Source organism: Streptomyces albicerus (assembly GCF_008905045.1).
Classification (GTDB): Bacteria; Actinomycetota; Actinomycetes; order Streptomycetales; family Streptomycetaceae; genus Streptomyces; species Streptomyces albicerus.
In genome coordinates this window covers 1-25,432 of record NZ_VWMY01000108.1, presented here as the reverse complement: position 1 = coordinate 25,432, position 25,432 = coordinate 1, and the positions used below count along the sequence as shown (strand labels likewise).

At 68.9% G+C, this 25,432-nt stretch carries 26 protein-coding genes and 1 pseudogene; 10 read left to right on the top strand and 17 right to left on the bottom strand.

All coding sequences use genetic code 11. The features are described from left to right. Positions 1-220: 220 nt before the first annotated feature. Positions 221-716, top strand: a pseudogene (locus tag GAS53_RS57340) (transposase); the annotation flags it as partial. 73 nt (positions 717-789) lie between these two features. Beyond that, the gene (locus tag GAS53_RS50355) at positions 790-2,031 is read left to right on the top strand and encodes a lanthionine synthetase LanC family protein (RefSeq protein WP_225859616.1); all 1,242 of its coding nucleotides are present in this window, start codon (positions 790-792) and stop codon (positions 2,029-2,031) included. A gap of 876 nt (positions 2,032-2,907) precedes the next feature. Here the strand turns inward: GAS53_RS50355 and GAS53_RS50350 are convergent. The 3 genes from GAS53_RS50350 to GAS53_RS50340 all read right to left on the bottom strand — a co-directional run bounded on the left by GAS53_RS50350 (position 2,908) and on the right by GAS53_RS50340 (position 4,372). Continuing rightward, complete coding sequence (locus tag GAS53_RS50350) at positions 2,908-3,375, bottom strand: MarR family winged helix-turn-helix transcriptional regulator (RefSeq protein WP_151484558.1); 468 nt, start codon at positions 3,373-3,375, stop codon at positions 2,908-2,910. 99 nt (positions 3,376-3,474) lie between these two features. Then, positions 3,475-3,924 carry an FAD-dependent monooxygenase gene (locus tag GAS53_RS50345; protein ID WP_192583651.1) on the bottom strand — a complete coding sequence of 150 codons (450 nt, stop codon included), beginning with the start codon at positions 3,922-3,924 and terminating at the stop codon, positions 3,475-3,477. Next, positions 3,893-4,372 (bottom strand): MarR family winged helix-turn-helix transcriptional regulator, encoded by a 480-nt coding sequence (locus GAS53_RS50340; RefSeq protein WP_151484556.1) that lies wholly within the window; start codon positions 4,370-4,372, stop codon positions 3,893-3,895. The genes GAS53_RS50345 and GAS53_RS50340 overlap by 32 nt, the downstream gene beginning before the upstream one ends. A gap of 112 nt (positions 4,373-4,484) precedes the next feature. Between GAS53_RS50340 and GAS53_RS50335 the strand changes: the two genes are divergently transcribed. The 4 genes from GAS53_RS50335 to GAS53_RS50320 all read left to right on the top strand — a co-directional run bounded on the left by GAS53_RS50335 (position 4,485) and on the right by GAS53_RS50320 (position 7,890). Continuing rightward, positions 4,485-5,516 carry an LLM class flavin-dependent oxidoreductase gene (locus GAS53_RS50335; RefSeq protein ID WP_151484555.1) on the top strand — a complete coding sequence of 344 codons (1,032 nt, stop codon included), beginning with the start codon at positions 4,485-4,487 and terminating at the stop codon, positions 5,514-5,516. A gap of 19 nt (positions 5,517-5,535) precedes the next feature. Further along, positions 5,536-6,252: an NADPH-dependent F420 reductase gene (locus GAS53_RS50330; RefSeq protein WP_151484554.1), complete on the top strand. Its 717-nt coding sequence runs from the start codon at positions 5,536-5,538 to the stop codon at positions 6,250-6,252. Positions 6,253-6,509: 257 nt separating this feature from the next. Beyond that, a complete protein-coding gene (locus tag GAS53_RS50325; protein WP_151484553.1) occupies positions 6,510-6,887 on the top strand; it encodes a DoxX family protein in 378 nt (125 codons plus the stop codon). 31 nt (positions 6,888-6,918) lie between these two features. Further along, positions 6,919-7,890, top strand: a complete 972-nt coding sequence (locus GAS53_RS50320; RefSeq protein ID WP_151484552.1) for a pirin family protein — start codon at positions 6,919-6,921, stop codon at positions 7,888-7,890. Positions 7,891-8,244: 354 nt separating this feature from the next. On the opposite strand, the gene GAS53_RS50315 is transcribed toward GAS53_RS50320, so the two are convergent. Then, on the bottom strand, positions 8,245-9,141 hold the full coding sequence (locus GAS53_RS50315) for an LLM class flavin-dependent oxidoreductase (protein WP_151484551.1): 897 nt from the start codon (positions 9,139-9,141) through the stop codon (positions 8,245-8,247). Positions 9,142-9,162: 21 nt separating this feature from the next. Beyond that, positions 9,163-10,152: a pirin family protein gene (locus tag GAS53_RS50310; RefSeq protein WP_192583650.1), complete on the bottom strand. Its 990-nt coding sequence runs from the start codon at positions 10,150-10,152 to the stop codon at positions 9,163-9,165. Positions 10,153-10,246: 94 nt separating this feature from the next. On the opposite strand from GAS53_RS50310, the gene GAS53_RS50305 reads away from it, so the two are divergent. After that, positions 10,247-10,741, top strand: coding sequence for a carboxymuconolactone decarboxylase family protein (locus tag GAS53_RS50305; protein WP_151484550.1), 495 nt, complete (start codon positions 10,247-10,249; stop codon positions 10,739-10,741). Between the two features lie 92 nt (positions 10,742-10,833). On the opposite strand, the gene GAS53_RS50300 is transcribed toward GAS53_RS50305, so the two are convergent. The 3 genes from GAS53_RS50300 to GAS53_RS50290 all read right to left on the bottom strand — a co-directional run bounded on the left by GAS53_RS50300 (position 10,834) and on the right by GAS53_RS50290 (position 13,042). Next, positions 10,834-11,784: an NmrA/HSCARG family protein gene (locus tag GAS53_RS50300; protein ID WP_151484549.1), complete on the bottom strand. Its 951-nt coding sequence runs from the start codon at positions 11,782-11,784 to the stop codon at positions 10,834-10,836. Positions 11,785-12,019: 235 nt separating this feature from the next. Further along, positions 12,020-12,151, bottom strand: coding sequence for a hypothetical protein (locus GAS53_RS57335; RefSeq protein WP_225859615.1), 132 nt, complete (start codon positions 12,149-12,151; stop codon positions 12,020-12,022). Between the two features lie 423 nt (positions 12,152-12,574). Beyond that, positions 12,575-13,042 (bottom strand): MarR family winged helix-turn-helix transcriptional regulator, encoded by a 468-nt coding sequence (locus GAS53_RS50290; RefSeq protein ID WP_151484548.1) that lies wholly within the window; start codon positions 13,040-13,042, stop codon positions 12,575-12,577. Between the two features lie 114 nt (positions 13,043-13,156). Here GAS53_RS50290 and GAS53_RS50285 point away from each other — a divergent pair, with 114 nt between their 5' ends. From GAS53_RS50285 to GAS53_RS50275, 3 genes are all read left to right on the top strand, one after another. Further along, a complete protein-coding gene (locus GAS53_RS50285; RefSeq protein ID WP_151484547.1) occupies positions 13,157-13,828 on the top strand; it encodes a hydrolase in 672 nt (223 codons plus the stop codon). Positions 13,829-14,026: 198 nt separating this feature from the next. Continuing rightward, a complete protein-coding gene (locus GAS53_RS50280) occupies positions 14,027-14,875 on the top strand; it encodes an HAD family hydrolase (RefSeq protein WP_151484546.1) in 849 nt (282 codons plus the stop codon). A 99-nt stretch (positions 14,876-14,974) separates the two neighbouring features. Beyond that, entirely contained in the window at positions 14,975-15,352 is a 378-nt protein-coding gene (locus GAS53_RS50275) for a pirin family protein (RefSeq protein ID WP_151484545.1), read from the top strand. Here GAS53_RS50275 and GAS53_RS50270 read toward each other — a convergent pair. The 9 genes from GAS53_RS50270 to GAS53_RS50230 form a co-directional block, all read right to left on the bottom strand. Beyond that, complete coding sequence (locus tag GAS53_RS50270; protein WP_151484544.1) at positions 15,286-16,284, bottom strand: sugar phosphate isomerase/epimerase family protein; 999 nt, start codon at positions 16,282-16,284, stop codon at positions 15,286-15,288. The two genes, GAS53_RS50275 and GAS53_RS50270, sit on opposite strands and share 67 nt — an antisense overlap. A gap of 28 nt (positions 16,285-16,312) precedes the next feature. Next, the gene (locus tag GAS53_RS50265) at positions 16,313-17,509 is read right to left on the bottom strand and encodes a Gfo/Idh/MocA family protein (protein WP_151484543.1); all 1,197 of its coding nucleotides are present in this window, start codon (positions 17,507-17,509) and stop codon (positions 16,313-16,315) included. A 61-nt stretch (positions 17,510-17,570) separates the two neighbouring features. Further along, on the bottom strand, positions 17,571-19,073 hold the full coding sequence (locus tag GAS53_RS50260; RefSeq protein WP_151484542.1) for a CoA-acylating methylmalonate-semialdehyde dehydrogenase: 1,503 nt from the start codon (positions 19,071-19,073) through the stop codon (positions 17,571-17,573). A gap of 29 nt (positions 19,074-19,102) precedes the next feature. After that, positions 19,103-20,986, bottom strand: a complete 1,884-nt coding sequence (gene iolD, locus GAS53_RS50255) for a 3D-(3,5/4)-trihydroxycyclohexane-1,2-dione acylhydrolase (decyclizing) (RefSeq protein ID WP_151484541.1) — start codon at positions 20,984-20,986, stop codon at positions 19,103-19,105. After that, complete coding sequence (gene iolB / locus GAS53_RS50250) at positions 20,983-21,861, bottom strand: 5-deoxy-glucuronate isomerase (RefSeq protein ID WP_151484540.1); 879 nt, start codon at positions 21,859-21,861, stop codon at positions 20,983-20,985. Before iolB ends, iolD begins: the two co-directional genes overlap by 4 nt. Continuing rightward, positions 21,858-22,715 carry a Cgl0159 family (beta/alpha)8-fold protein gene (locus GAS53_RS50245; protein WP_450165275.1) on the bottom strand — a complete coding sequence of 286 codons (858 nt, stop codon included), beginning with the start codon at positions 22,713-22,715 and terminating at the stop codon, positions 21,858-21,860. The genes iolB and GAS53_RS50245 overlap by 4 nt, the downstream gene beginning before the upstream one ends. 19 nt (positions 22,716-22,734) lie before the next feature. Continuing rightward, on the bottom strand, positions 22,735-23,724 hold the full coding sequence (iolC, locus tag GAS53_RS50240; RefSeq protein WP_151484538.1) for a 5-dehydro-2-deoxygluconokinase: 990 nt from the start codon (positions 23,722-23,724) through the stop codon (positions 22,735-22,737). Between the two features lie 169 nt (positions 23,725-23,893). Then, positions 23,894-24,751: a sugar phosphate isomerase/epimerase family protein gene (locus GAS53_RS50235; RefSeq protein WP_151484537.1), complete on the bottom strand. Its 858-nt coding sequence runs from the start codon at positions 24,749-24,751 to the stop codon at positions 23,894-23,896. A 73-nt stretch (positions 24,752-24,824) separates the two neighbouring features. Then, a partial coding sequence (locus GAS53_RS50230) for an ATP-binding cassette domain-containing protein (RefSeq protein ID WP_151484536.1) occupies positions 24,825-25,432 on the bottom strand: 608 nt, incomplete at its 5' end.

Sequence of the window (25,432 nt, the reverse complement as noted above, 5' to 3'; positions counted from 1 at the left end):
CAAGCACCGCACCCTCTACCAACCCGGGCACCAACAAACAGCCTGACCAAGCCCACAGACCTTGACCAAACAGATAGAAGCACCCCCCATCCACGTGCTGTCGTGTCTTGGAGGTCCTGACAGAAGTGGTTGATCATGTGACTTTCGGCTGATGGTCGCTGGTCCGGTTATGGGGAACCGTCAGTCGCGGCCGTGGATCGTGTCGGACGAACTGTGATCGCTGATCGAGCCGTTGCTGCCGGAGCCGGGGCCGAAGCTGGTCGAAGGCAGACCGCGGGTGCCGGACCGGCAGGCGCTGTGCGGGATCCTGTTCGTGCTGCATACCGGCATCCAGTGGGAGTACCTGCCTCAGGAGTTGGGCTTCGGTTCGGGGATGACGTGCCGGCGGCGGCTGGCCGCGTGGGACGAGGCCGGCGTGTGGGACGTGTTGCCTCTCGTGCTGCTGACGGTCAGGCATCCCGTTCGCGGTGTCGCTGACCGGCGGGAACCGCAACGATGTCACGCAGTTGCTGTCGCTGCTGGACAAGGTTCCGGCCGTGGCCGGCGGTGTCGGCCGCCCCAGACACCGACCCGACGCGCTCCTTGCCGACCGCGGCTACGACCACGACAAGTACGGCCGCCTTCTCCGGGCCCGTGGGATCCGTCCGGTCATCGCCGAGTACGGCGAGGAACACGGCAGCGGCCTGGGCATCTTCGGTTATGTGGTCGAGCGCACGATCGTCTGTTTCTGAACCGGAGACCGCTTGATGTGGGTCGTGGGGCGGCCCAACTCTGTGGAACGCTAGGCCGATGACCACTCGTGCACCGGATGACGCGGAGTCGCTTGCCGTCGGGGCCCTTGAGTGGCTGATGAAGGCTGCGCGGGACATCGACGACGGTGTGGCCTGGCCAAACACTCTCGCCGACGACCAGGTCACGCCACAGCTGTACAGCGGAAGTTCGGGGGTGCTGCCGGCTCTCCTCGATGCATGGCGGTACTTCGCCGACGATCGGTACGCGGACATGGCTTTGCGCGGTGTCCGCAGTGTCGCTGACGCGGTCGAAGACTGGGAGGACAGCGGCCTCTACACGGGAGTGGCGGGCATGGCTGTCGCCCTGCGGGGCGTGCACCGTGTGCTCGGTGACACCACGGCGGGGGCGTCCGCCGACCGTGCTCTGGACGTGTTGCGGTCCCGCTACGACGGCGCGGGGTGGAACGACTGGTTCGAGCTGGTCGTCGGCAACGCCGGCATAGCGCTCGCCGCGCTGGAGTGCGGCGATCTCGACCTAGCCCAGCTGGCCGTCGACCGCTATGCGCGCACTGCCGAGCCCACCACGGCTGGCGTTCAGTGGGAGGTCCAGACCGGCAGGGTCCACCGCCTGCTCCACATGTCGCACGGCACCCTCGGCATCGTCTACGCGCTCGCTGCCGTCGGCCGGGCCGCCGACCGCCCCGACCTCGTCGACCTCGCAGTGGCCGGAGCCGCCGATGTCGTCTCCCGCGACGAAGCCGGCCCGGACGGTTTCCTCGTCCCGTACTCCGACCCGCAACAGCAGCACGAGAAGATCGAACGCCATAACTACGGCTGGTGTCACGGCCCGGCCGGCGACGCCCAGGCGTTCCGTCTACTGACCCAGGTCCTGCCCGACGATCCCGCCTGGCCCGCCCTCGTCGACCGCTGCTGGCACACCGTCGTCAACTCCGGCCTCCCACGACGGATCCGCCCCGGCTTCTGGGACAACAACGGCCGCTGCTGTGGTACCGCCGGCGTCCTCGCCCTCGCCTGCGACCGCCAGGTCGAACGCGGCGATGGCCGTGACTTCGCCGACATCCTCGTCGCCGACCTCGCGGCCCGCGCGACGACCGACGCCGAGGGCGTCCGCTGGTCCAATTTCGAACACAGGGAGACGCCCAGTGACCTTGCCCCCGCCACCGGCTGGGCCATGGGCAACGCGGGCATCATCCGTGAGCTCCTGCGCCACGCTCGCATCACCGCGAACCGCGACCCGAAGTACGCCGTCCCCCTCCCGGACCACCTACCCACTGCCTGAGTACCCTGCCGCCCTGGCGACCGCCGTCGGCCTTCCGAACCTGGACCATGGTGCGCCCGGCGCCTGGACCGTCTGGTGCACACCATCGAGCAAAGCAAAAAGGGCTCGTATCCCCGGCGAACCCACCGGGGATACGAGCTCTTTGCGTTCTCCGGACGTAAGGCCACAGTCCAGGATCCAATGCCATCACTGCGGCCAGGGCATCCGACAAATCACCGAAGTACGGGCTTGCGCTCGCCCCGTACGGGCCGGCAAGGCCGCGGCCAAGGCGGCCGCGACGCCCACATCTGTCCGGATGCGACGCGGCCGCCTCCAGACCGGTCCTTGAGCCGCTGCCCGACCTAGACCGGCCAGGACCAGCCCTTGCAGGTCGCCACCGTCGCGGCACACGGTCGGCCTTCCACACCCCGAAGGCGCGTACCAGGTACGCCGCGCCGTTGTCGGCCACCAGCACGACGCGGTCCGCAGCCCGGCCGCGGTCAGCCGGCGGGCAGCGGCGTCGATCAGCTCTTCGAGCTCTGGGGACCGCACGACTGAGCCGGAGCCGCCATGCGGATCGGGGCTCAGCTCGCCGCCTCGGTCCAGGACCTCGGGCACTGCCGGGGCAGGAAGAGGGCCAGGATCAGTCCGATAACCATGGCGGCTTTGGCGGTCACGGTGTGGAGCCGGAGGGGCCAGACGACGGTGCAGCGGCCCCAGGCCACTAGCGGCCCCGCCCCACGCCTGACCAGCAGGAGGGGCCTCCGGCCTCGACGTCCAGGACAATGCCAGGGCGCCTTCGCGGCCAAGTAGCGCTGTAATCGGCCAACTATCGCTGCGAGCACAAGAGCCGGGGTTACCCGTCCTGTCGACACGGCCGAAGGCCTGCGCAGCCGCTCAGGCGGAATCCTCGTCCAGCTTCGCCACCACTCGGTCGGAGATGTCGGCCAGCGTCCGCAGCTCCGACGGGGTCACATGGTCCAGGAACAACTCCCGCACCGCCTCCACATGCAGCGGAGCCGCCGCCTCGATCGCCGCACGCCCCACGTCCGTGATCACCACGAACGCTCCCCGAGCGTCCTCGGGGCACTCCTCACGGATCACCAGCCCCCGTCCGGCCATCCGCGCGATGTGGTGGGACATCCGGCTCTTCTCCCACTCGATCGCCCGGGCCAGATCCTGGTAACGCTGCCGGCCGTCCGGCACATCCGTCAGATTGACCAGCACGGCGAAATCCGCGGCCGACAGTTTCGACTCGCTCTGCAACATGCGCGAGAGACGGCCCCCCAGCCGCTCATGCAACCGCACAAAGCTCCGCCAGGCGTGCTGCTCCTCCGCCGTCAACCACCGCACGTCTTCATCCATACAAGCGAGTGTAGAGGGTTGATGGGTCACCCAGTTAGACGAAGGTCGACCCATCAGCCCTAACATCTCCCGCGGTCAGGACGGGTACCGCGGTGTCCATTACGCCACCGCGATCGCCGTTGCGCCGGTTCGAGGAGGACCTGGGAGACCCACATCGTCACTTCGAGCGGGAGTGTCCCGTCGTTGTGAGAGCGGATCTGCGCGAACTGCTCGTCCACGGACGGGACACTCCCGCTCGAAGCGGTGCAGCTCCCAGCCCGTCAGCTTCGTCACCCAGCTGACGGCCATCCGGTGATCGGCGGGAACGGCGACCTTCCGCAGGAGACCGGCCACTCCCAGCTGGCGGAACAGCTCCATCGTGCGCGCGTTGGTGATGTCCAGCTTCGGGTGCTGGGTCGTCGTGGGATTGCGTTCGATCAGGAGCGCCTCCACGCCGTGGTGCTCGAGTTCGAGGGCCAGTGCGAGACCTACCGGCCCGCCTTCGGCGATGAGCACGGGAACGCGCTCGACCGGCTCCTCAGAGAGCTTCTGCCTGGTGGTTTCCGCCACCCGCCCGCAACGTCGTCGCGAGCTGTTCGGCCGCAATGAGCTGGGCCGGACCGAGAGGGTCGACGAACAGCTCACGGACGGCCCGCAGATGAGGAAGGGACGCACGCCGGAACGCCTCAGCCCCCTCACCCGTCAGCACCACCTCGGCACCCCGGCTGTCGGCGGCGCACTCCGCGCGCCGAACGAGGCCTCGCCGCTCCATACGCCGGAGATGGTGCGAGAGACGACTGCGCTGCCAGCCGATACGGGAGGCCAGCACGGAGGGGCGCAGCCGACGCCCCTCCGCCTCGCGAAGGGCGAGGAGAACGGCGTAGTCCCCGGGCGACAGGGAGGACTCGCTCTGCAGGCGTGAGGCGAGTTCCGAGCGGAGCGCCTCCGTGGTCTCGATGAAGTCGCGCCAGATCCGCAGTTCCTCGGTGCTGGGCAGCGCCTTGCGTGGCCCTTCCATCGCTTCGCCCCTTTAGTTGACGCATCAATTAGATCGGGTCATCCTTGATACGTCAACCACTGGCCACGAGGCCGCCCCGCGGGTGCAGCCCTACTCACGAAGGAACCCAGCCATGTCTGATCTCGTCTTCGGCCTGGACACGTTCGGCGATGTACCGGAGGACGACTCCGGCACCCCGGTGTCCGACGCGCGGGCCATCCGGCAGGTCGTCGAGGAGGCCGTCCTCGCGGAGGAGACCGGCGTCGACGTCCTCGCCCTCGGCGAGCACCACCGCCCCGAGTTCGCGATCTCCAGCCCTGAGACCGTCCTGGCCGGCATCGCCACCCGTACCGAGCGGATCCGCCTGTCCTCCGGCGTGACGGTGCTGAGCTCCGACGATCCGGTTCGGGTCTTCCAGCGCTTCGCGACCGTGGACGCGCTCTCGAACGGCCGGGCGGAGATCATCCTCGGGCGCGGTTCCTTCACCGAGTCGTTCCCCCTGTTCGGGTACGACCTCGCCGACTACGACGTGCTGTTCGAGGAGAAGATCGAGCTCTTCGCCAAGCTGCTCGAGGAGAAGCCGGTCACTTGGAGCGGCACCAAGCGGGCGCCGCTCGACAACGCCGACGTCTTCCCCAAGACCGAGTCCGGGCACCTGAGCACCTGGGTCGGGGTCGGCGGCTCGCCCCAGTCGGTCATCCGCACCGCGCACTACGGCTTCCCGCTCATGATCGCCATCATCGGCGGCAGCCCGGAACGCTTCGCCCCGTACATCGACCTCTACCAGCGCGCCACCGACAAGTTCGGCACGACCGCCCACCCCGTCGGCATGCACTCGCCGGGCTTCATCGCCGACACGGACGAGGAGGCCCGGGAGCTGCACCGGCCGCACTACAAGGTCATCCGTGACCGCATCGGCGCGCTGCGCGGCTGGCCGCCGGTCCGCAAGGAGGAGTACGAGAACGAGATCGAGCACGGCTCCCTCTACATCGGCTCCCCCGAGACGGTCGCCCGCAGGATGGCCCGCGCCATCAAGGCGCTCGGCGTCGGCCGGTTCGACCTCATCTACACCACCGGAGCACAGCCGATCAGCGCCCGGCTGCGCGCCGTCGAGCTGTACGGCACGAAGGTCCTCCCGATGGTCCGCGACCTCCTCGCCGACTGACACCCCGAACGGAGCAGACATGGCCACCACCGACATAGGAACCGTCGGCATCCTGGGCGCGGGGAAGGTCGGCACCGTGCTCGCGCGACTGGCCCATGCGGCCGGCTACCGCGTGCTCATCGCCGGATCGGGCGACCCCGACAGGATCGCCCTCACCGTCGAAGTCCTCACCCCCGGCGCGGTCCCGGTCACCGCGGCTCAGGCGGCGGCGAAGGCGGACGTCGTCGTCCTGGCCCTCCCCCTCGGCAAGTACCGCAACATTCCGGCGGAGGCCCTGGAGGGCAAGCTCGTCATCGACGCGATGAACTACTGGTGGGAGGTCGATGGGATCCGCACGGACCTCACCGACCCGCGCACCTCGTCGAGCGAGATCGTGCAGGAGTTCCTGTCCGGCGCGCGCGTGGTGAAGGCCTTCAACCACATGGGCTACCACGACCTCGATGACGGGGCCCGGCCGGCCGGAATCCGCGGACGCAAGGCCATCGCCATCGCCGGCGACGACTCCGAGGACCTCATCACCGTCTCGCGCCTCGTCGACGACCTCGGCTTCGACCCCGTGGTCGCGGGCCCGTTGGGCTCGGGGGTACGGCTGGAGCCGGGCACGGAGCCGTTCGGCGCCAACGTCGACGCCGAGGAGCTGCGCGCGATGCTCAGCCGCTTCCCCGAGTCGGAGCACGGACGGGCCGTCGCCGCCGCGCGGTCCACGCTTTCGGAACCGGCACCCGAGCCGTCGTAGGCATCGTCCGCGCACGCCCACCCCGACGCATTTACTTGATCCGCCATCTATCTTCCTTCAGTTCAGGCGTTCGGCTTCGCGACACGATGCTCGACCAGGTCGTCGTCTGGAGCCGGGCGCCGGCGCCACTGCGCACTACGGCCGCTCGAACCATCGGCTTGATATGTCATCTACTTTCCTTTAGATTAGATGACACATCACTTAATCAAGTGGGGTCGCCTCTGCGGGACCCCACCACCCGATCACAAGAGGTACCTGTGAACGTCGCTCTGTGGGCTGTCGCGGCCCTGCTCGCTCTGGTGTTCTTCGGGGCCGGCGCTGCCAAGCTCGCCCAGTCCAAGGAGAAGCTCATCGCATCTCCCTCCATGGGCTGGGCCGAGGACTTCCCCCCGGCGGTGATCAGGGCGATCGGCATCCTGGAGGTTCTCGCCGCGCTCGGGCTGATTCTGCCCGCGGCGGTGGACATCGCTCCGGTCCTCGTTCCGGTGGCCGCCTCCGGCCTGGCACTGACCATGTTCGGCGCCGGCATCACGCACAGCCGGCGCGGTGAGGCCCAGTCGGTCGTCGTGAACGTGGTCCTGCTGGCCCTGACCGTCTTCGTGGCCTGGGGCCGCTTCGGTCCGCACGCCTTCTGACAGCAACAGACAGAGAAGAGGGGAAGCGCACATGCCCGCGATCACCGTGGACGACATCCTGGTCCTGCCGCGCCTGCCGGAGCTGGACCCGGCCGGCACCGCCTTCCGGCCCGTCCGCCGCCTGACGACCGCACAGCAGGGCTTCGAGGGCGAGGGCTTCCCGGTACGCCGCGCCTTCGCCGGAGTACTGCCGACCGAGCTCGACCCGTTCGTACACATGGACCACATCGGCGAGGTCGAGCAGGCCCCGGGCGAGCCCATGGGCACGCCCTGGCATCCGCACCGTGGTTTCGAGACCGTCACCTACCTCATCGACGGTGCCGTGGAACATCAGGACTCCAACGGCGGCGGCGGAGAGATCAGCGACGGCGACACCCAGTGGATGACTGCCGGGTCCGGCATCCTGCACATCGAGAAGCCGCCGGAGCGGCTCGTCAGGAGCGGCGGGGTGTTCCACGGCGTGCAGCTGTGGGTCAACCTGCCCCGCGCCAAGAAGATGAGCCCGCCCCGCTACCAGGACATCCGCGGCAAGCACGCCGGGCTGGTCACCACTCCCGATGGCGGCGCGCTGATACGCGTGATAGCCGGCGAGATCGCCGGGCACACCGGCCCGGGCGTGACCCACACCCCGATCACCGTCGCCCATCTCACCATCGAGCCCGGCGCCCAGGTCGACCTGCCGTGGGACCCGGCTCACAGCGCACTGGTCTACGCGCTGGCGGGGCACGGCACAGTGGGGGTCGAAAGCCGCCCCATCCAGGAGGGCCGGCTCGCCGTCCTCGGCTCGGGTGACGCGCTGCGCCTGACGGCCGACCGCATCCAGGAGTCCCGCTCCCCCAAGCTGGAACTCTTCGTTCTGGGCGGCCGCCCGATCCGCGAACCCGTCTTCCAGTACGGCCCGTTCGTGATGAACACCCGCGAAGAGGTGCAGCAGGCCTTCGAGGACTACCAGGCGGGGCGCTTGGGCGTCATCCCCGCCCAGCGCCTCCCCCACACGTCCTGAACTTTCATGAGGTCAGCACGCCGTCGGCAGCAGCTCGTCCCGCCGCGCACGCACTGCCGCACGGAGCGCTGACATCACCTTGGCCGCGGCCGGTCTTCTCAGTTGGCCGGGCACCAGGTGACAGCTGAACTGCGGCACGGGCGCGGGACTCTGACACGTACTGCCCAGATGGCTCTTCATAATCGGCCGGGCGAAGCACGAGCCGGCTTCGCTGACCAGACCGTCCAGGCCTCCACCGAACTCAGCGGCGGCCTGGACGGTCACGTCCCGCGTCTGGCTGGATCACTGACGCCGTTCTGGAGAGCCGGAGTGGACGTGTCCGGCGGCGGGAGCGGCCGATAACGGAACGGACGGTCAGCTACGGGCTTTCCCGACCAGCTCCCGTACGGCGGGTGCGACCTCCTCGCCGAACTGCTGGATCGCGGTGGGATCGTCGCCGCCCAGGATGTAGCCGGAGATGCCGTGCTCGAGGGTGATCTCGGCGAGTTGTTCGGCCCACCGGGTGAGCGGTCCGCTGAGGGCTCCGGAGCCGCCGGATGGGGAAGGGGTGCCGATGTTGAGCAGTCGGCGCACGGACGCGGGGTCACGCCCCGCCGCTTCGGCGCCTTCGTCGACGTGCCGGCCGGCGCGGGCGAGTCCGGCGAGCCCGCCTTCGAAGGCGCTGAGGCTGGGCAGCCATCCGTCGGCGATGCGGCCGACCAGCCGGAGGAGCCGTGGCCGGTACGCGCCGACCCAGATGCCGATGTCGTGGGTGGGTGCAGGGCCTCGCTTGGCGCCCGCGACCTGGTAGTGGGTTCCGTCCATGCGCACTCCGCCACGCGTTTCGGTGTCCCAGATCTCACGGATGATCGTGATGGCCTCTTCGAGGGCGTCGACGGACTCGCCGGGCGCCAGCCGTCGGCCGCCGATCGCCTCGATGGCGTCCCAGAATGCGCCCGCTCCCAATGCCAGTTCGACGCGCCCGCCACTGAGCAGGTCCAGTGTCGCGGCGCTGCGGGCAATGACCACGGGCTGGCGCATCGGCAGGTTCATCACATTGGGCGCGAGTTTGATACGGCTCGTCGCCGCGGCGAGGTACGAGATCAGTGTCCAGGAGTCGAGCAACCGCGGTTGGTACGGGTGGTCCTGGAACGTGGCAATGTCGAGCCCGGCCCGCTCGGAGAGCCGGGTGAGCGCCACGACCTGTTCGACCTGGTCGGCACTCGGCGTGATGAAACTTCCGAAAAGCAACTCGTGCGGCTGTCTGGGCATCTTTGACCTTCCTGAACAGCATCAGCGACGCGGAGGGTTGCGGCGCGGCCTGATGGTGGCGTTGGGCAGGGTGGGCGCGGGAAGCCGGCTCCCGGGAAAGCCGTCGATCGCGCCGAAGCGGTCGGAGGATGCCTCCCAGTCCTCGCGGGCCTTGACGATGTCCTCGTGAGTACGGCCGATGAAGTTCCACCACATCACGATCTCCTCGTCGAACGGGGTGCCGCCGAGCAGAATCGTCCGCGCCGTACCGTCCGACTCGTTCGTCAGCGTCAACGCGTCGGCACCCGGCGGGACATAGCCCAACTCCGCCCGGCGCAACAAGGTGTCGGCCACACGGATGTCCCCGCTGTCCACGAGAACGCCGTGCTCGAAGCCGGTGTCCACGGAGAGGGCGACCGTCATACGCGGTTCGAGGATGATCTCGGCCCCCAGCAGCGGTGTGAACGTCCGCACCGGAGAGACCCCACCGGCGAGTGAGCCGAGAAAGACTCTGATCTCGGCCCCCTTCATTCGCACGGGCTCAGGCACATGGTGCTGGAAGTCCCGCTGCGCGTTCCGGTGCTCCTCCGGCAGAGCCACCCACAGCTGAACGCCGTGGACGACGGTCGTGCGCGGGGTGGAGACCTCCGAGTGGGCGATGCCGTACCCGCCCGTCATGAGGTTGATCTCCCCGGGGCGCACCAAGGCGTGAGTACCGAGCGTGTCGCGGTGCTCGACCTCCCCGCTGAACAGCCAGGTCACCGTCTGCAGTCCGGTGTGCGGATGCGGGGCCAGCGCCATGCCGCCCCTGTCGATGACCTCGTCGGGACCGTAGTGGTCGGCGAAGCACCAGGCGCCGATCAGCGTCCGGTCCCGCTGCGGCAGCGTCCGCCGCACGGTAATCGAGCGCGGTCCGCCCAGGGGTACGTCGCGCGCGGGGAGCACGTCGACCCGTGGCACGTCGGTCGGCCGCACGGTGTCGACCGGCGCCCCGCATCTCATCACTGCCGGCTCGGCTTCGACATTGCTCACCGAGACCACCTTCCATGGAATCTAGTTGTTACATCAACTATGATGCCATGATCATAGAGCGAAGACCACAGCAAGTGGACAACGAGCGGGAGATATGCGGATCTTCATCGACAAACAGAGCCCAAAGGCCTTCCACGCCCTCGTGCAGACGCCGGAAACGGTGCGCGCGGTCGCCGCCGAGGCAGGGCTCGACCGCACCGTCGTGGAGCTGGTCAACCTCCGCGTGTCGCAGATCAACGGCTGCGCCATCTGCCTCGACACCCACACCAAGGCGGCCGTACGCGCGGGTGAGTCGGCGCGGCGGCTGGGAGTGCTGGCCGCGTGGCGGGACACCGAGGTGTTCTCCCCCACGGAGCGTGCAGCCCTGGCACTGGCCGAGGCCACGACCGACCCCACCGATGCCGTCACACAGGAAGCCGCCTACGAGGCCGCACGACAGGTACTCACCGATGACCAGATCTCCGCTGCGATCTGGGTGGCGATCACCATCAACGCGTTCAACCGGGTCTCGATCATGAGCAAGCACCCGGTACGGGCGCATCGAGGTGCTCCGGGCGAGGAGAGCGGTGTCGCAGTGTCCGGTGGGTGATGCGGCCCCGCTCATCGTGAGCCGGATCGGGGCGTCGGCGAGAAGGCGACTTTGCCGCCGAGCTGCCCGCTCACGGTGGTGGTCGCGCTCATTCACTTCACCTCGAACTTTGAGGCGTTCGCGGCCAGCCAGTCGTCGAAGCTATTGAGCTCCGGGTTGATCTCCCGCAGCCGGTTCAGGTCGCGGGCGCCGGTGAACTCCTGATCGAAGTCGCCGTAGTACTGGAACATGTTGCCGAGCTCTTCGGCCAACGGAATCTCGAGAGTGCGGAACACGTCGTAGGGCACGGACTGGAAGCGCACCGGCTCGCCGAGCGTTGCCCCCAGCTTCTCCGCGTACTGCACACCGGTCAGGTGGTCGCCGGCCAGGCTCACGGTCTGGCCGATGAACGGCGCGCCGCCCTTGAGGATGGCGAAGGCCGTCCGGCCGATGTCCGCCACGTCCACCCCCGCCAGCAGCTTGCCGTCTTCCATCGGCAGGCTCAGCGTCAGTACGCCGTCCTCGCCACGCTGGGGGCCGAGGCCCTGCAGGAAGCCCTGGAAGTAGAAGGTCGTGTTCAGGAATGTGGTCGGCACCCCGGCCTGCCTGAACAGCTCGTTGCCCTCACCCTTGACGTCGAAGTGCGGCACGTTGTACTTCTCCTGCAGGACTGGCATACGGCCGTCCTCCAGCGGCAGCAGTTCGCGGGTGTCCTCCAGCGTCGACCAGACCACGTGACGCAGGCCCGTGGCCTCGGCTGCCCGGACCAGGGCCTCGATCTCCGCCGTCTCCTCGGCCGCCGAGCCGTGCGCCCAGAAGTTGGTGACGAGGAAGGCGCCGTAGGCACCCTCGAACGCCTTGTGCACGGTCGGCTCGTCGCCGAAGTCCGCCCGGACGACCTCGGCGCCGAGCGCGGCGAGTTCCCTGGCGGCGGGCGAGTCGGGGTTCCGGGTGAGCGCGCGGACCGTGAAACCCGACTCCGGATCGGCGAGGATCGCTCGTGCGGCTCCACCGCCCTGCGCGCCCGTTGCTCCAGCGACCGCGATGACCTTTTTGTCGTTCATGTCAGCTTTCCTGTCAGAAGAGAGATTCGTTGACGCGTCAACAGAGCGTATCGCGAATAGGTTGACGCATCAACACAAGACGTGTGATCGAGCCGTGATCGTTTCGAGGTTTCCGCAGCAACGGGCACGCAATGATGGGCGCGAGTGCCCACGAGCGGATCGTCCAGCTTGACGAAGAGCGCCGACGTCATGCGGGGCTGCAGTCGGCCACTTGCTCGCGGGGCATTGGTAAATCTCACCGCGCTCCACCTCGGCCACCAGGGAGGCCGAGGGCACGGAGCGCTGTGGCGTCCTTGAGGTCGACCCGCGTGCCGCTGCGGGCGCACGCGTAGGCGCTGCCGGCGCCCATCATGTCGGCGCCGAGCACCCCGACCTTGGTCGCGCGCCAGATGTCGAAGCCCTCCGGTCAGATGCAGCCCGCATTGATGCGCTGTGTGTCGAAGAAGAAGGCGTCGGCGCCGGCAGGTGCCATACCCTCAGGGCCAGGTCAGCATGGGATGGCACAGCCCCTGCCCGACCTCTCGCCCACCGCGGCGCCGCTGATCGTGGCAACGGTTCGCCAAGAGCACTGGCCTGGACGCCGCCGAAGGCATGCCCGACTCGGAGTACATGAAGTGCCCTCTGGACCACTGCCCTTCGAGTGCCTGCGACGGGTCGCGCCTGTCAACGCCGCTGCGGCAGCAGCGTCCGCGACGCGACCAGACAGGACGATCAAGAAAACGATGATGCATCAACCGTTGAGATGACTAGTTGGCCGCTTACCACGGACAGGCAGCCAACGGGCGAGACGTCAGAGTAGATCCGCCTCCAACCGGTCAAGGATGCCTTCACAGAGACGGGTGAGCATGTCGAGCTCTTCAGGGCTGAGGGGGTCGATGACAAGCCGACGCACGGTGGCGACGTGCCCGGGGGCGGCCTCTTCGATGGCCGCGCGGCCGGCGGGGGTGACGGCCACGTGAACCCCGCGTCCGTCCTTGGGGCAGTCTTCACGCGCCACCAGGCCGCGTTTGTTCATGCGACTGAGGTGGTGGGACATGCGACTGCGCTCCCAGTCCACCGATTGGGCCAGCTCCAGGAAGTGCTGCCGCCCGTGGGGCGCATCGGCGAGGGCCACGAGGACGATGTAGTCGGCCATGGACAGGTTCCCCGTGGCCTGCAGCCTGCGTGCCAGCCTGCTGGGAAGTTTCTGATGTACGTCGACGAAGGCGCGCCAGGCGCGCTGTTCGGACGGGGCGAGCCAGCGTGTTTTCACCTTCATGCGAACTAACTTTAACCGATGGTTGACGCGTCATCAATGATGGGCAATAGTTGAAGCATCAACGGAACGCGGCGCAACAAGTACCTACGCGTTCCACGCACTGGAGGAGATCCCGTGAGCGAGTCCCCGAAGACCGGCCTGGACGCCCTGCTGACCCCCGAGGAGAGCGTCCTGGTGCTGATTGACCACCAGCCGTTCCAGTTCGCCAACCTGCACAGCCACGAGCCGACGATGATCGTCAACAACGCCATCGGGCTGGCCAAGACCGCCAAGGCATACGGCGTCCCGACGATCCTGACCACGGTCGTGGAGGAGCGCGGCGGCCTCATCATCCAGGGCCTCCAGGACGTCTTCCCCGACCAGAAGCCGATCAACAGGACGACCCTCAACAGCTGGGAGGACCAGCGCGTGGTGGACGCCGTAAAGGCGACCGGGCGCAAGAAGCTGATCATCGCCGGCCTGTACACCGAAATCTGCGTGGCCTTCCCCGCCCTGCAGGCTGCCGGCGAGGGCTACGACGTCTACGTCGTCACCGACGCCTCCGGAGGCGTGTCGGCCGAGGCCCACGACATGGCCGTACGCCGCATGGTCCAGGCAGGCATCACCCCGATCACTTGGATGGCCGTCCTCGCCGAGTTGCAGCGCGACTGGGCCCGCACGGACCTCGTCGCGCCCGAGGACCTGGCGGCGCTCATGGGGTACTCCGGCGGCGCCGGTGTGGCGTTCGCCTGGGAGATGCAGCTCCTCAACACCCCCGTTCCCAACGAGACCACCCCTGGGATGTAAGGGGCCGGACCGACGCCACGGGGCGGCACCAGCGCCGGTGCCGCCCCGTGCTCGGGCCCGGAGACTTTCGTGCATCCCTCCCCCATCCGACTCCGCTCGATGGCGCGGTGCCAGGGGCCATCGGTCGGCAGGAGGCACCCGTGCCCGCAGGGCACCGAATCACACCTGTTCAGTCCGCCGATCCAGAAGGCTGCCGACATGACAACCGCGCCCGCCCTCCCTCCTGTTGTCCCGCTGGTCCCTCCCAAACTGATCGCGACGGACCTTGACGGCACGCTGCTCCGCAGCGACGGAACGCTGTCGGACCGCACCCGGGCCGCCCTGACGGCAGCCGAGCAGGCCGGGATCCACGTGGTGCTGGTCACGGGCCGCCCGCCGCGCTCCGTACCGGAGTTGCTGGCCACCATCGGACCGTATTTCGTCATCGCCGCCAACGGCGCGGCCGTCTACGCCCCTGACGGAACCCTGGCGCATGCGTCCCCGATCCGGCCCCTGGCAGCCACCCGGCTCATCACCCGCGTGCGCAGGGCGCTGCCCGGCGCCGCTTTCGCCGTCGAGTACGACGGGGACTTCGGCCACGAACCGGCCTACCCGACCTGGTCGTTCGGTGAGGAGGCCGCCAAACCGATCGGCACCGCCGGGGAACTCCTCACCCGTATCCCGGGCAGGCCGGTGCTGAAGATCCTCGCCTACCACCCGACTCTGCCCCTCGACGACTTCTACGAGCGGGCTCGGCGCACAGCGGGCAGCAACGCCGAGACCACCTACTCCACCGGACTGTCGCTGGTGGAGTTCAGCGCACCCCGCGTCACCAAGGCGACCACCCTGCTCGCGTGGAGCGGCCGGCTCGGCGTCAGCAGCCACGAGATCGCCGCCTTCGGCGACATGCCCAACGACCTGCCCATGCTCACCGCGGTGGGTCACTCGTACGCCATGGCCAACGCCCATCCGGACGTCCTGCGGACCGCACGCCATCGCGCCCCCGCCAACGACGAGGACGGCGTCGCCCAGGTACTGGAACGGTTCGTCGACACACTCGTACGTTGACCGGACCGGCACATCCCCGTGTCGACCGTCCGGGAGTTCCGCCGGCCATGACGATGGCCTGGGCGAGCGCCGGCCCGATACCGCGCGAGACGCCGGACGGTGACGCTGGTACTGGACGGGGTGCTGGAGCATGGCGACAGCATCGGGAACAGCGGCACACTGACCGCTGGAGGCATCCAGTGGATGACCGCCGGCCGCGGGATCATCCACCGCGAGCTCGCCTTCCGCAATGAACGCGCACACATACTGCAGTTGTGGGTCAACCTGCCGGCCGACAAGAAGATCGTCGACAGCCGCTACCAGGACCTGCTTGCCGCCGACCGGCCGACCATCGACCACGGCATCCTCCCCTGTGACGTAAGTCCCGCGCCCGCGGGTCGGCGAGCGCGGGACTTCACATCAGCGGGCGTTCAGAAGGCCGCCGCGGCGCTGTGCAGGTTCTTCGCGGCCAGGGCGAGGCCCTCGGTCTGGGAGTAGGCGGCGTCCTCGTGCTCGATGTTGACCGCCATGTCGGGGTCGATCTCGGCGAGGGCGCGCAGGAACTCGGTCCAGAAGGGGACGTCGTTGCCGAGGCCGACCGCGACGAACTTCCAAGCCGGGTTCTCCGGCCAGGCGTTGCACCAGAAGCCGTATCCGGTAGGCACCTGGCCGGGCGCGTCGGCGGGCACGCGGGTGAACGACGTGTCGAGCACGCCGCGGATGTCGGCGCCCGGGCAGAGCGTCGCGTCCTTGGCAGCGGCGTGGAAGACCAGCGGGCCGAGCCACTTGACGCAGGCGATGACGTCCATGCCCTGCCACATCAGATGGGAGGGGTCCATCTCGGCGCCGATGTTCGTCGCGCCCGTCTCGTCGACGAGCCGCTTCAGGGTGACGGGTGAGAACACCAGGTTGTGCGGGTGCATCTCGATGGCGACCCGAACGTCGTTCTCGCGGGCCAGTGCGTCGATCTCCTTCCAGAACTCGACGGCCACGCCCCACTGGTAGTCCAGGACGTCCATGTACACGCCGTCCCACGGGTTCACGACCCAGGAGGGGTACTTGGCGTCGGGGTCCGAACCCGGCGTGCCGGACATGGTCACGACGTGCTTCACGCCGAGCAGGCCCGCGAGACGGATGGTGCGGCGCAGGTCGTCGGTGTGCTTGGGGCCGACACCCGGGAGCGGATTGAGCGGATTGCCATTGCAGTTGAGGCCGGTCAGTTCCATCCCGCGATCGGCGAAGGCCGCCAGGTACTCCTCCCGGGCGGTGGCCGAGGACAGCAGCAGGTCGACCGGGCAGTGCGGGGAGGGGATGAAGCCGCCGGTGTTGACCTCCACCGAGGTCAGGCCGTTCCCCTTGAGGATGTCGAGGGCCTCGGGGAGGGTGCGGTCGTGCAGACAGGCGGTGTAGGCGCCGAGCTTGAGGGCCATGTGCGTGCTCCTTGGATACGTGCGGAGGTCAGGCGGCGGGCGGGACGTCGACGGCGGCACCGCCGTTGCGCGAGGACTTGACGACGGCCCGGATGATCTCCATGGTCCGCAGCGCGTCGGCGAAAGTGGCGCAGGCCGGCAACGGCTCGGCGACCCCCGCGATCTGGTCGAGGAAGGCCCGTGCCTGGTAGGTGAAGTGGTCGGCGTTGCCGGCGCCCACGCCCGGCGCCTCCATCGGAACACCACCCGCGAAGTACGGCAGCTGCGGGCCGACGATGATCTGCCGGGCCCCGCGCGTACGTGCCTTGGGCTGCGCGTCGTCGAAGAGGTACTCGGCGGGCCGGTGCTGGTCGAACGCGGCCCGCCCGCCCACACCCAGAACGTCGAAGGCAAGTCCGTTGGGCAGGCCGAAGCCGGTGCGCGTCACCGAGAAGGTGCCGACCAGACCGGACTCGAAACGGGCCGTGAAGGACGCGGTGTCCTCGTTCTCGACCTCGCCCATCTCGTCGGAGACGGGAGTGGCGTTGTGCCCGACGACCGCGCCCAGCGGCAGCGGCCGCTTGGTGATCTGCGTCGACAACGAGGCACCGGAGACCGAGGTGATGGGCCCGGCGACGTACTCGGCGGCGTCGATGATGTGTGAACCGATATCCCCGAGCGCACCGGAACCGGCGCCGCCCTTGAACCGCCAGCTCAGCGGCCCGTTCGGATCGGTCGCGTAGTCGCACCAGTAACGGCCGCTGAACAGCGTCGGATCGCCCAGCTCACCGGCACGCACATGCTCACGGATCGCGGCGATGCCGGGCGAACGCCGGAAGGAGTACCCGACGGCCGTCACAACCTCAGCACCCTGCTCCAACTCGGCCATGGCACGGGCGTCTTCGAGCGAACCGGCCAACGGCTTCTCGCACAGCACATGCTTTCCGGCAGCGATCAGCGCCTCCGCGATCGGCCGGTGCAGATGATTTCCCACGACGATGGAGACGGCGTCGATCGTCGGGTCCTCGGCGACGGCCTCCCAGCTCGGTAGCGCCTTCTCGTAGCCGTAGCGGCGGGCGGCGTCCGCGCCGAGTTCGACGTTGGCATCGGCGATCGCGGCCAGCCGGACGGGCGGCAGGCCGGCCCCGAAGACCGTGTTGACGTTGCGGTATCCGGCAGCGTGACTGCGGCCGGCCATGCCGGCACCGATCACCGCGACGGAGAGTGGTTTGGCGGACGTGGTCATGGCGGTGCCCTTCAAAGGAGTGGTGATCAGGCGGCGAACTGCCGGCGGAAGTGGGACTCGATCAGTTGGAGGTGGGGAAGTTGAAGCCGGCGGTGAGTTGCTGGGCGGGTTGGGGCCAGCGGGTGGTGACGACCTTGGGGCGGGTGTAGAAGCGGAGGCCTTCGGGACCGTGGATCGGGGAGTCACCGATGAGCGAGTCCTTCCAGCCGCCGAAGGAGTAGTACGACATCGGGACCGGGACCGGGACGTTGATGCCGATCATGCCGACCTTGATCTTGCGCTGGAAGCGGCGGGCGGCCTCGCCGGAGGCGGTGAACAGGGCGGTGCCGTTGCCGTAGGGGTTGGCGTTGATCAGGTCGATGGCCTCGTCGAGGGACTCGGCGCGGACGATCGCGAGGACCGGGCCGAAGAGCTCCTCCCGGTACGCCTCCATCTCGGTGGTGACGTGGTCGAGGAGGGAGGGGCCGGTGAAGAAGCCGTCGGCGTACGCGGGGTCGTCGATCTTCAGGCCGCGGCCGTCGACGACTACGGTGGCACCCTCGGCGTGGGCGGTGGTGACGGCGTTCTCGACGCGCTCCTGGGCGGCCTTGGTGACCAGCGGGCCCATCTCGGTGCCGGGCCGGTCGCCGGGGCCGACCTTCACCTCACGGGCCTTGCGCTCCAGCACCGCGACCAGGGCGTCGGCCGCGTCGCCCACGGCCACGGCGACGGAGACGGCCATGCAGCGCTCGCCGGCCGAGCCATAGGCCCCGGCGGTGATGTGGTTCGCGGCGAACTCGAGGTCGGCGTCGGGCAGGACGACGGCGTGGTTCTTGGCGCCGCCGAGTGCCTGAACACGCTTGCCGTGTGAAGTCGCCTGCTCGTGCACGTACTTGGCGATCGGCGTCGATCCCACGAAGGACACCGCCTCGATGCCGGGGTGCGTCAGGATCGCGTCGACCGCGTCCTTGCCGCCGTGCACGACGTTGAAGACGCCGTCCGGGAGACCGGCCTTCTGGTACAGGCCGGCGACGAAGTTCGCGGCCGACGGGTCGCGCTCGGACGGCTTGAGGATGAAGGTGTTGCCGGTCGCTATGGCGATGGGGTGCATCCACAGGGGCACCATGGCAGGGAAGTTGAACGGTGTGATGCCCGCGACAACCCCCAGCGGCTGGCGGAAGTTGTGCACGTCGACGCCACGGGAGACCTGGTCGGAGAAGGAGCCTTTGAGCACGTCGCCGAGACCGCAGGCGAATTCGACGACCTCCCCGCCGCGGGTGATCTCGCCGCGGGCGTCGTCGACGGTCTTGCCGTGTTCGGCGGAGATGATGCGGCCGAGTTCTTCCTCATGGTCGAGCAGGAGCTGGCGGAAGGCGAACATGACCTGGGTGCGTTGGGTGAGGGAGGACTCCGACCAGGTCTCGAACGCGGCGGAGGCGGCCTGCACGGCGGCGTCCACGTCTGCGGCTGCGCCGAGGACAACCTGGGCCTGCTCGGCGCCGGTGGCCGGGTTGAAGACCGGCTGGGTGGCGGTGGCGGCGCCCTGCGTGGCGGAGCCGTTGATCCAGTGCTGGATGGTGGTCACGGTGCGGGTTTCCTTCGGGGACGAGGGTGTTACAGGTAGTGGCGCTGGGCCTGCTTGTGGGCGGCGTACGTCTCGTACGCGTCGCGGGTGGAGTCCAGGGCGGAGGTCTGACTCACCGGCACGTCCCACCAGCCGTGGCCGGGCGGGTTGGGTCCGTAGAGGTCGGTCTCCACGTGCACGACGGTGGTGCGCGTGGCGGCCTTGGCCTTCTCCATCGCCCAGCGGAAGTCCTCGACGCTGGTGGCGTGCAGCACCTCCGCGCCGAGCGAGGAGGCGTTCGCTGCCAGGTCGACGGGCAGGACATCGCCGTCCAGCTGGCCCGAATCGCCGTTGCGGTAGCGGTACTTGGTGCCGAATCGCTGTGAGCCCAGCGCCTCCGACAGTGAGCCGATGGAGGCGAAGCCGTGGTTCTGGACGAGGACGATGATGACCTTCAGGCCTTCGGAGACCATGGTCACGATCTCCTGAGCCATCATCAGATACGAGCCATCGCCGACGAGTACGACGACCTCGCGCGAAGGGTCGGCCGTCTTCGCGCCGACGCCGGCGGCGATCTCGTAGCCCATACAGGAGTAGGCGTACTCCACGTGGTAGGCCTTCGGATCGCGAGCCCGCCACAGCTGCTGGAGGTCACCGGGCATCGACCCCGCCGCATTGATCACGACGGCCCGGTCGTCGAGGACGTCGTTGAGGACGCCCAGGATCTGCGTCTGGGCGGGCAGGTCACCGGTGTTGCGGTCGGGAGCGAAGCACTCGTCCTCGATCTCCCTTGTGCGGGCGATCAGTTGACGGATCCGCTGCCGATACGACGGCTCCACCTCCCAGTCCGTGAGCGCTCCGGCGAGAGCCTGGATTCCGAGCCGCGCGTCGGCGACCAGCGGTTCGGCGGAGTGCTTGACGGCGTCGAGGCGGGCGACGTTGAGGTTGACGAAGGTGACGTCGGGGTTGCCGAAGACGGTGTGGCTGGCGGTGGTGAAGTCGGAGTAGCGGGTGCCGATTCCCAGCACGACATCGGCCTCGCGAGCCAGCTCGTTGGCTGCGTACGAGCCGGTGGAGCCGATGCCGCCGACCGCGTAGGCGTGGTCCCAGGGTACGGCGCCCTTGCCGGCGTGGGTGTCGGCGACCGGGACGCCGGTGGCCTCGGCGAAGGCGCGCAGCGCGGTCTCGGCGCCGGAGTAGACGGCTCCCCCGCCGGCGACGATCAGCGGCTTCTTCGCGTTCCGCAGCAGCGCCGCGGCCCGCTCGATCGCGGCCGGCTCGGGCACCGGGCGGCCCACATGCCACACCCGGCGCCGGAAGAAGGAGACCGGCCAGTCGTACGCCTCCGCCTGCACGTCCTGAGGCAGGGCGAGGGTGACGGCGCCGGTCTCCACCGGATCGGTCAGCACCCGCATCGCGGCCAGCGCGGCCGGGATCAGCTGCTCGGGACGGGAGATGCGGTCGAAGTACTTGGATACGGCCCGGAAGGCGTCGTTGACGGTGACGTCCCCGCCCCGGGTGTCCTCGAGCTGCTGCAGCACCGGGTCGGCGGCACGCGTGGCGAACATGTCGGACGGCAGCAGCAGCACGGGCAGCCGGTTGGTGGTGGCCAGCGCCGCACCCGTGATCATGTTCGTCGAGCCGGGGCCGGTCGAGGCCGTGCAGGCGAAGGTGGCCAGCCGGTCGCGCATCTTCGCGTAGGCCACCGACGCGTGCACCATGCCCTGTTCGTTGCGGGCCAGGTAGTAGGGAAGGTCAGCCTCACCGGTGGTGGCGGCCTGGAGCAGGGCCTGTCCGATGCCGGCGACGTTGCCGTGGCCGAAGATGCCCCACACGCCGGGGATGAGCCGCTGCTCCTGGCCGTCGCGCTCGCTGTACTGGTTGGCCAGGAAGCGCACCAGGGCCTGGGCGGTGGTGAGTCGTACGGTGTTCATGGCTGGCGGGATCCTTCGAAGGGGAGCCGGTCGTCGACGTCCTGGGACCGCCAGGTGTCGCGGACCCAGCCGTGGGCGGGGTCGTCGCAGATCAGCCAGGCGCGGTCCTGGCCGGGACCGGCCATGACGTTGAGGTAGTAGAGGTCGTAGCCGGGCGCGGCGATGGAGGGCCCATGCCAGCCGTGCGGGATCAGCACGGTGTCTCCTGAGCGGACCTCGGCGAGCACGTCGATGGGCCGCTCGGGGGTGCCGTACACGCGCTGGTAGCCGAAGCCGTTCTCGCCGGCGACCTGGAAGTAGTAGATCTCCTCCAGCTCCGATTCGACGCCTGGGCGGGCTTCGTCGTGCTTGTGCGGCGGGTAGGAGGACCAGTTGCCACCCGGTGTGAGGACCTCGCACACCAGCAGCTGCTCGGCCTCGAACGTCCCCGGCAGGCAGTAGTTGTTGACCTGTCTCGAACACGCGCCCGCACCGCGCAGTTCGACCGGGACGTCCTCCTTGCGCCCGTACCGAGCTGAGTGACCTCCCTGCTCGGTACGGGCGGAGGGCAGCGCGAACCTCCCACCGGATGCGCTGCTGATCAGGGCCTCCGACGCGCGCGGCAGGTACGCGAAGTCGGTGACCGAGGCGAACACGCCCGTCCGGCCCGCGAGTTCGAAGGCCGTGCCGTCCGTGGTGACGGTGCAGGAGCCCGTCAGCGGCAGGACCAGGAACTCGGAGCCCTGGGTGGACAGGGCGTGCGCCTCGCCCGGCTTCAGGGTCAGGATCCTGAGGCCGGAGTGTCCCCAGCCCGCCGACTCCGGCGTGACCAGGAGGTCGTAGGGCTCGTCGGCCGAAGTCCCCTTCGGCAGGTGGTACTTGCTCGTCCCGGTCACAGCAGGCTCACCGCCTTGTCGACGGCGCCGGCGACGTCGCCGCCCGCGGGATAGAGGAGGGAGCGGCCCACGACCAGGCCCTGCGCGGTGGGCTGTTTCAGCGCCTTGCCCCAGGAGGCGAAGGCCGCGTCGGCATCCTTGACCTCGCCGCCGAGCAGAAGGGCGGGCAGGGTGGAGGAGGCCAGGACGCGTTCCATATCTTCCACAACCGGCAGCTTCAGCCAGGTGTAGGCGGTGCGCCGGCCCAGCCCGGAGGCGATGGTGATCGACTTGGTGACGGCGTCCGTGGACAGGTCGTTGCGGATCCTCCCGTCCCGCCAGGCGGACATGAACGGCTCGACCATGGCGATCAGCTGACGGTCGTTGAGCTCGTCGACGGCGCGGGCGGTGTTCTCCAGCACCGACGGGGTGGCCGGATCGTCCAGGGCGATGCGGGTGAGCATCTTGCCGCCGTCGAAGCCCATCGCGGCGATCGTCGCGGCGTCGTAGCCGGTGAACCGGTCGTCGATCTCGAACACCGAATCTGCGAGACCCGCCCGGTTCATGGAGCCGAAGACACTCTTGCCATCGAGGACGCCGAGCAGCAGCAGATCTTCGAGGATGTCGGCGGTGGCCAGCACACCGGTCACGCCGGGCCGGTCCAGGGCGATGCACAGCCGGTCCAGCAGCCGGGCGCGGTCAGCCATCGCACTCGGCTCACCGCCGACGCCGTTGGCGCCACGCGCCGGATGGTCGGCGGCGATGATCATGGCTCTGCCGTGCTCGCCGAGCGGCGAAGGGGCTTTCACACGGCGTGCGGCGGCGGCCGCGATGGCGCCGGGGTCGCCCACCCGGGCGGACACGATCCGGCTCATGGTGTCGGACAGCACGGCGTCACGCCTTTCGTTCTACGGAGGTGGGGGCGAGGGAGGCCTCACGGAGCTTGGCGTCGACCTCGGCCGCGGTCGGCATGGCGTCGGAGCAGGACAGCCGGCCGGCGACGACGGCACCGGCGGCGTTGGCGAAGGTCACCGTGCGCCGGGTGTCCCAACCGGAGAGCAGCCCGTGGCAGAGGGCGCCGCCGAAGGCGTCCCCGGCGCCGAGCCCGTTGACTACGTCCACCGGCACCGGGGGGATCTCGACGGCAGAGCCGTCCCGGTCCATCGCCAGCACACCCTTCGGCCCCTGCTTGACCACGGCCAGCTCCACCCCGGCGGCCAGCAGCGCCTTGGCGGCGGCGTACGGCTGACGCTCGCCGGTGGCCACCTCGCACTCGTCGAGGTTGCCCACCGCCACCGTCGTGTGCCGCAGTGCCTCGGCGTAGTACGCGCGTGCCTGGGACGGATCCGCCGAGGCTGTGCCTTTCCAGAACGCGGGCCGCCAGTCCAGATCAAAGACCGTCGTGCCGGCCTTCGCCCGGTGCGCCAGCGCCGCCAGCGTGGCCGAACGGCTCGGCTCCTCACTCAACCCGGTCCCGGTCACCCAGAAGATACGCGCGGCCCGCACCGCGTCCAGGTCCAGCTCACCGGCCTCGATGTCCAGGTCGGGCGCCTTCGGCAGCCGGTAGAAGTACAGCGGGAAGTCGTCCGGCAGGAAGATCTCGCAGAACGTTACCGGCGTCGGCGCGATGTCCGACGTACCCACGAACCGGGCGTCGACGCCGTAGCCCTCCAGCGCCTGGCGGACGAAGTCCCCGAACGGGTCCCGGCCGGTCTTGGTGATCACGGCGGCGGAGTGGCCGTAACGGGCGGCGGCCACGGCCACGTTCGTCGGGCTGCCGCCCAGGTACTTGCCGAACGAGGTGACCTCCGCCAGTCCCACGCCCGTCTGGAGCGGATACACATCCACTCCGACCCGGCCGATGGTCAGCACTTCGAACGGCATTTCTCTGGTTTCCCTTCGCTCCGGAGACTCCGGGGGGTGATGGAGTTAAAGCGCTTTAAAAGCGTTCCTGGAAGAAGGATGCCTCGTCGTCAAATGTCATGTCAATAGATTGTCAGAGCGCAACATGTGGCCTCGCCGACGGGACGTCCGTCGGCGGGGCCACGACCGGTCACGACCAGGTGGTCAGGTACTCGTCGATCTTCTTGCGCATGAACACCGAGGACTCCTTGGCGCGTTCTTCCCAGGCGAACACGCAGGCGGTCAGCGTGCCGTCGAAGCCGTTCGCGCGCAGCTCACGGAAGAGCTCGTCGAAGTCCACCTCGCCCTGCCCCATGTCGAGGTGCTGGTGGATACGGGCCGCCGTGCCGGGCGGGTTGAGGATGTAGCGGTTGCCCGAGGACGCCGTGTGGTCGAGGGCGTCGGCCAGGTGGACATGGGTGAGGAGGTCGCCCGCGTACTTGATGATGCCGGGGGCGTCGTTGCCGATGTGGAAGGTGTGCGGGGCGCAGTAGAGGAACGCGACGTTGGGGTCGTTGATGCCCCGGATCATGTTGATCGCGTCGTAGCCGTTCTCGATGAAGTCGTCCGGGTGCGGCTCCAGCGCCAGCTTGACGCCCTCTCGCTCGAACACCGGCAGCAGCTCGTCCAGCGACCTCCAGAACTGCGCCTCACTGCGGTCGGAGTCCTCGGGGCGCCCGTTGAACTCCGAGATCATGCTGTCCACACCGAGGTCGGCGGCGATCTGGATCGAGCGCTTCCAGTACCGTACGGCGGCCTGCCGGGCGTCCTCGTCCGGGCCGGACCAGCGGAACAGCGGCAGCAACGAGGAGATGCCGACGCCCGCCGCGTCCAGCGCCTTACGGAACTTCCGCACCGTCGCGTCGTCCACGCGCGGATGGCGGAAGAAGGGAATGAAGTCCTCTCGGGGAGACAGCTCGATCCACTCGTAACCCAACTCGGCCACCACAGAAGGCAGTTCGAGGAGAGGCACGTGACGGATCATGTACGGGTCGAGGGCGATCTTCATGGGGAAATGCCTTCGGATCAGGGTGACGGGGGCGGAGTGTCGCTGTCGCCGTGGGCGTGCGGCGACGCCGTTGTCAGGGAGGTGAGACCTCGGACGAGGCCGCCACGGGTGCGGTGAGGTCTTCTTCTTCGGGGAGTTTGTCGACGTCGACGCCGCGGACCTGGGCCAGCTCGTGTTTGAGGGCGGCGAGTTCGGCGCCGCCGGCCATGTGGTTGGTGAGTTCTTCCAGGCTGACCTCGCTGCGGGCGGCGGACAGTTCCATGGTCCCGAGGCGCAGCACGCTGAAGTGGTCGCCGACCATGTAGGCGTGGTGCGGGTTGTGGGTGATGAAGATGACGCCCAGGCCGCGGTCGCGGGCGGCCGCGATGTATTTGAGGACCACGCCGGACTGTTTGACGCCGAGCGCGGCGGTGGGCTCGTCGAGGATGAGGACGCGGGCGCCGAAGTAGACGGCGCGGGCGATGGCCACCGACTGGCGCTGGCCGCCGGAGAGGGTGCCGATGGGCTGGTCGAGGTCGTCCAGCACGATGCCCATGGCGCGCAGTTCGGTGTCCGCGGTCTGTTTCATCGTCGCGATGTCCAGCCGGCGGAGGGGCCAGGGGCCCTTGGTCATTTCGGAGCCGAGGAAGAAGTTGCGCCAGACCGGCATCAGCGGGACGGTGGCGAGGTCCTGGTAGACGG

Coding starts and splice junctions, on each gene's coding strand:
- GAS53_RS50355 (WP_225859616.1), top strand. CDS start 790: ATGACCACTCGTGCACCGGATGACGCGGAGTCGCTTGCCGTCGGGGCC.
- GAS53_RS50350 (WP_151484558.1), bottom strand. CDS start 3,375: ATGGATGAAGACGTGCGGTGGTTGACGGCGGAGGAGCAGCACGCCTGG.
- GAS53_RS50340 (WP_151484556.1), bottom strand. CDS start 4,372: ATGGAAGGGCCACGCAAGGCGCTGCCCAGCACCGAGGAACTGCGGATC.
- GAS53_RS50335 (WP_151484555.1), top strand. CDS start 4,485: ATGTCTGATCTCGTCTTCGGCCTGGACACGTTCGGCGATGTACCGGAG.
- GAS53_RS50330 (WP_151484554.1), top strand. CDS start 5,536: ATGGCCACCACCGACATAGGAACCGTCGGCATCCTGGGCGCGGGGAAG.
- GAS53_RS50320 (WP_151484552.1), top strand. CDS start 6,919: ATGCCCGCGATCACCGTGGACGACATCCTGGTCCTGCCGCGCCTGCCG.
- GAS53_RS50315 (WP_151484551.1), bottom strand. CDS start 9,141: ATGCCCAGACAGCCGCACGAGTTGCTTTTCGGAAGTTTCATCACGCCG.
- GAS53_RS50305 (WP_151484550.1), top strand. CDS start 10,247: ATGCGGATCTTCATCGACAAACAGAGCCCAAAGGCCTTCCACGCCCTC.
- GAS53_RS50300 (WP_151484549.1), bottom strand. CDS start 11,784: ATGAACGACAAAAAGGTCATCGCGGTCGCTGGAGCAACGGGCGCGCAG.
- GAS53_RS50290 (WP_151484548.1), bottom strand. CDS start 13,042: ATGAAGGTGAAAACACGCTGGCTCGCCCCGTCCGAACAGCGCGCCTGG.
- GAS53_RS50280 (WP_151484546.1), top strand. CDS start 14,027: ATGACAACCGCGCCCGCCCTCCCTCCTGTTGTCCCGCTGGTCCCTCCC.
- GAS53_RS50270 (WP_151484544.1), bottom strand. CDS start 16,284: ATGGCCCTCAAGCTCGGCGCCTACACCGCCTGTCTGCACGACCGCACC.
- GAS53_RS50265 (WP_151484543.1), bottom strand. CDS start 17,509: ATGACCACGTCCGCCAAACCACTCTCCGTCGCGGTGATCGGTGCCGGC.
- iolD (WP_151484541.1), bottom strand. CDS start 20,986: ATGAACACCGTACGACTCACCACCGCCCAGGCCCTGGTGCGCTTCCTG.
- GAS53_RS50245 (WP_450165275.1), bottom strand. CDS start 22,715: ATGAGCCGGATCGTGTCCGCCCGGGTGGGCGACCCCGGCGCCATCGCG.
- iolC (WP_151484538.1), bottom strand. CDS start 23,724: ATGCCGTTCGAAGTGCTGACCATCGGCCGGGTCGGAGTGGATGTGTAT.
- GAS53_RS50235 (WP_151484537.1), bottom strand. CDS start 24,751: ATGAAGATCGCCCTCGACCCGTACATGATCCGTCACGTGCCTCTCCTC.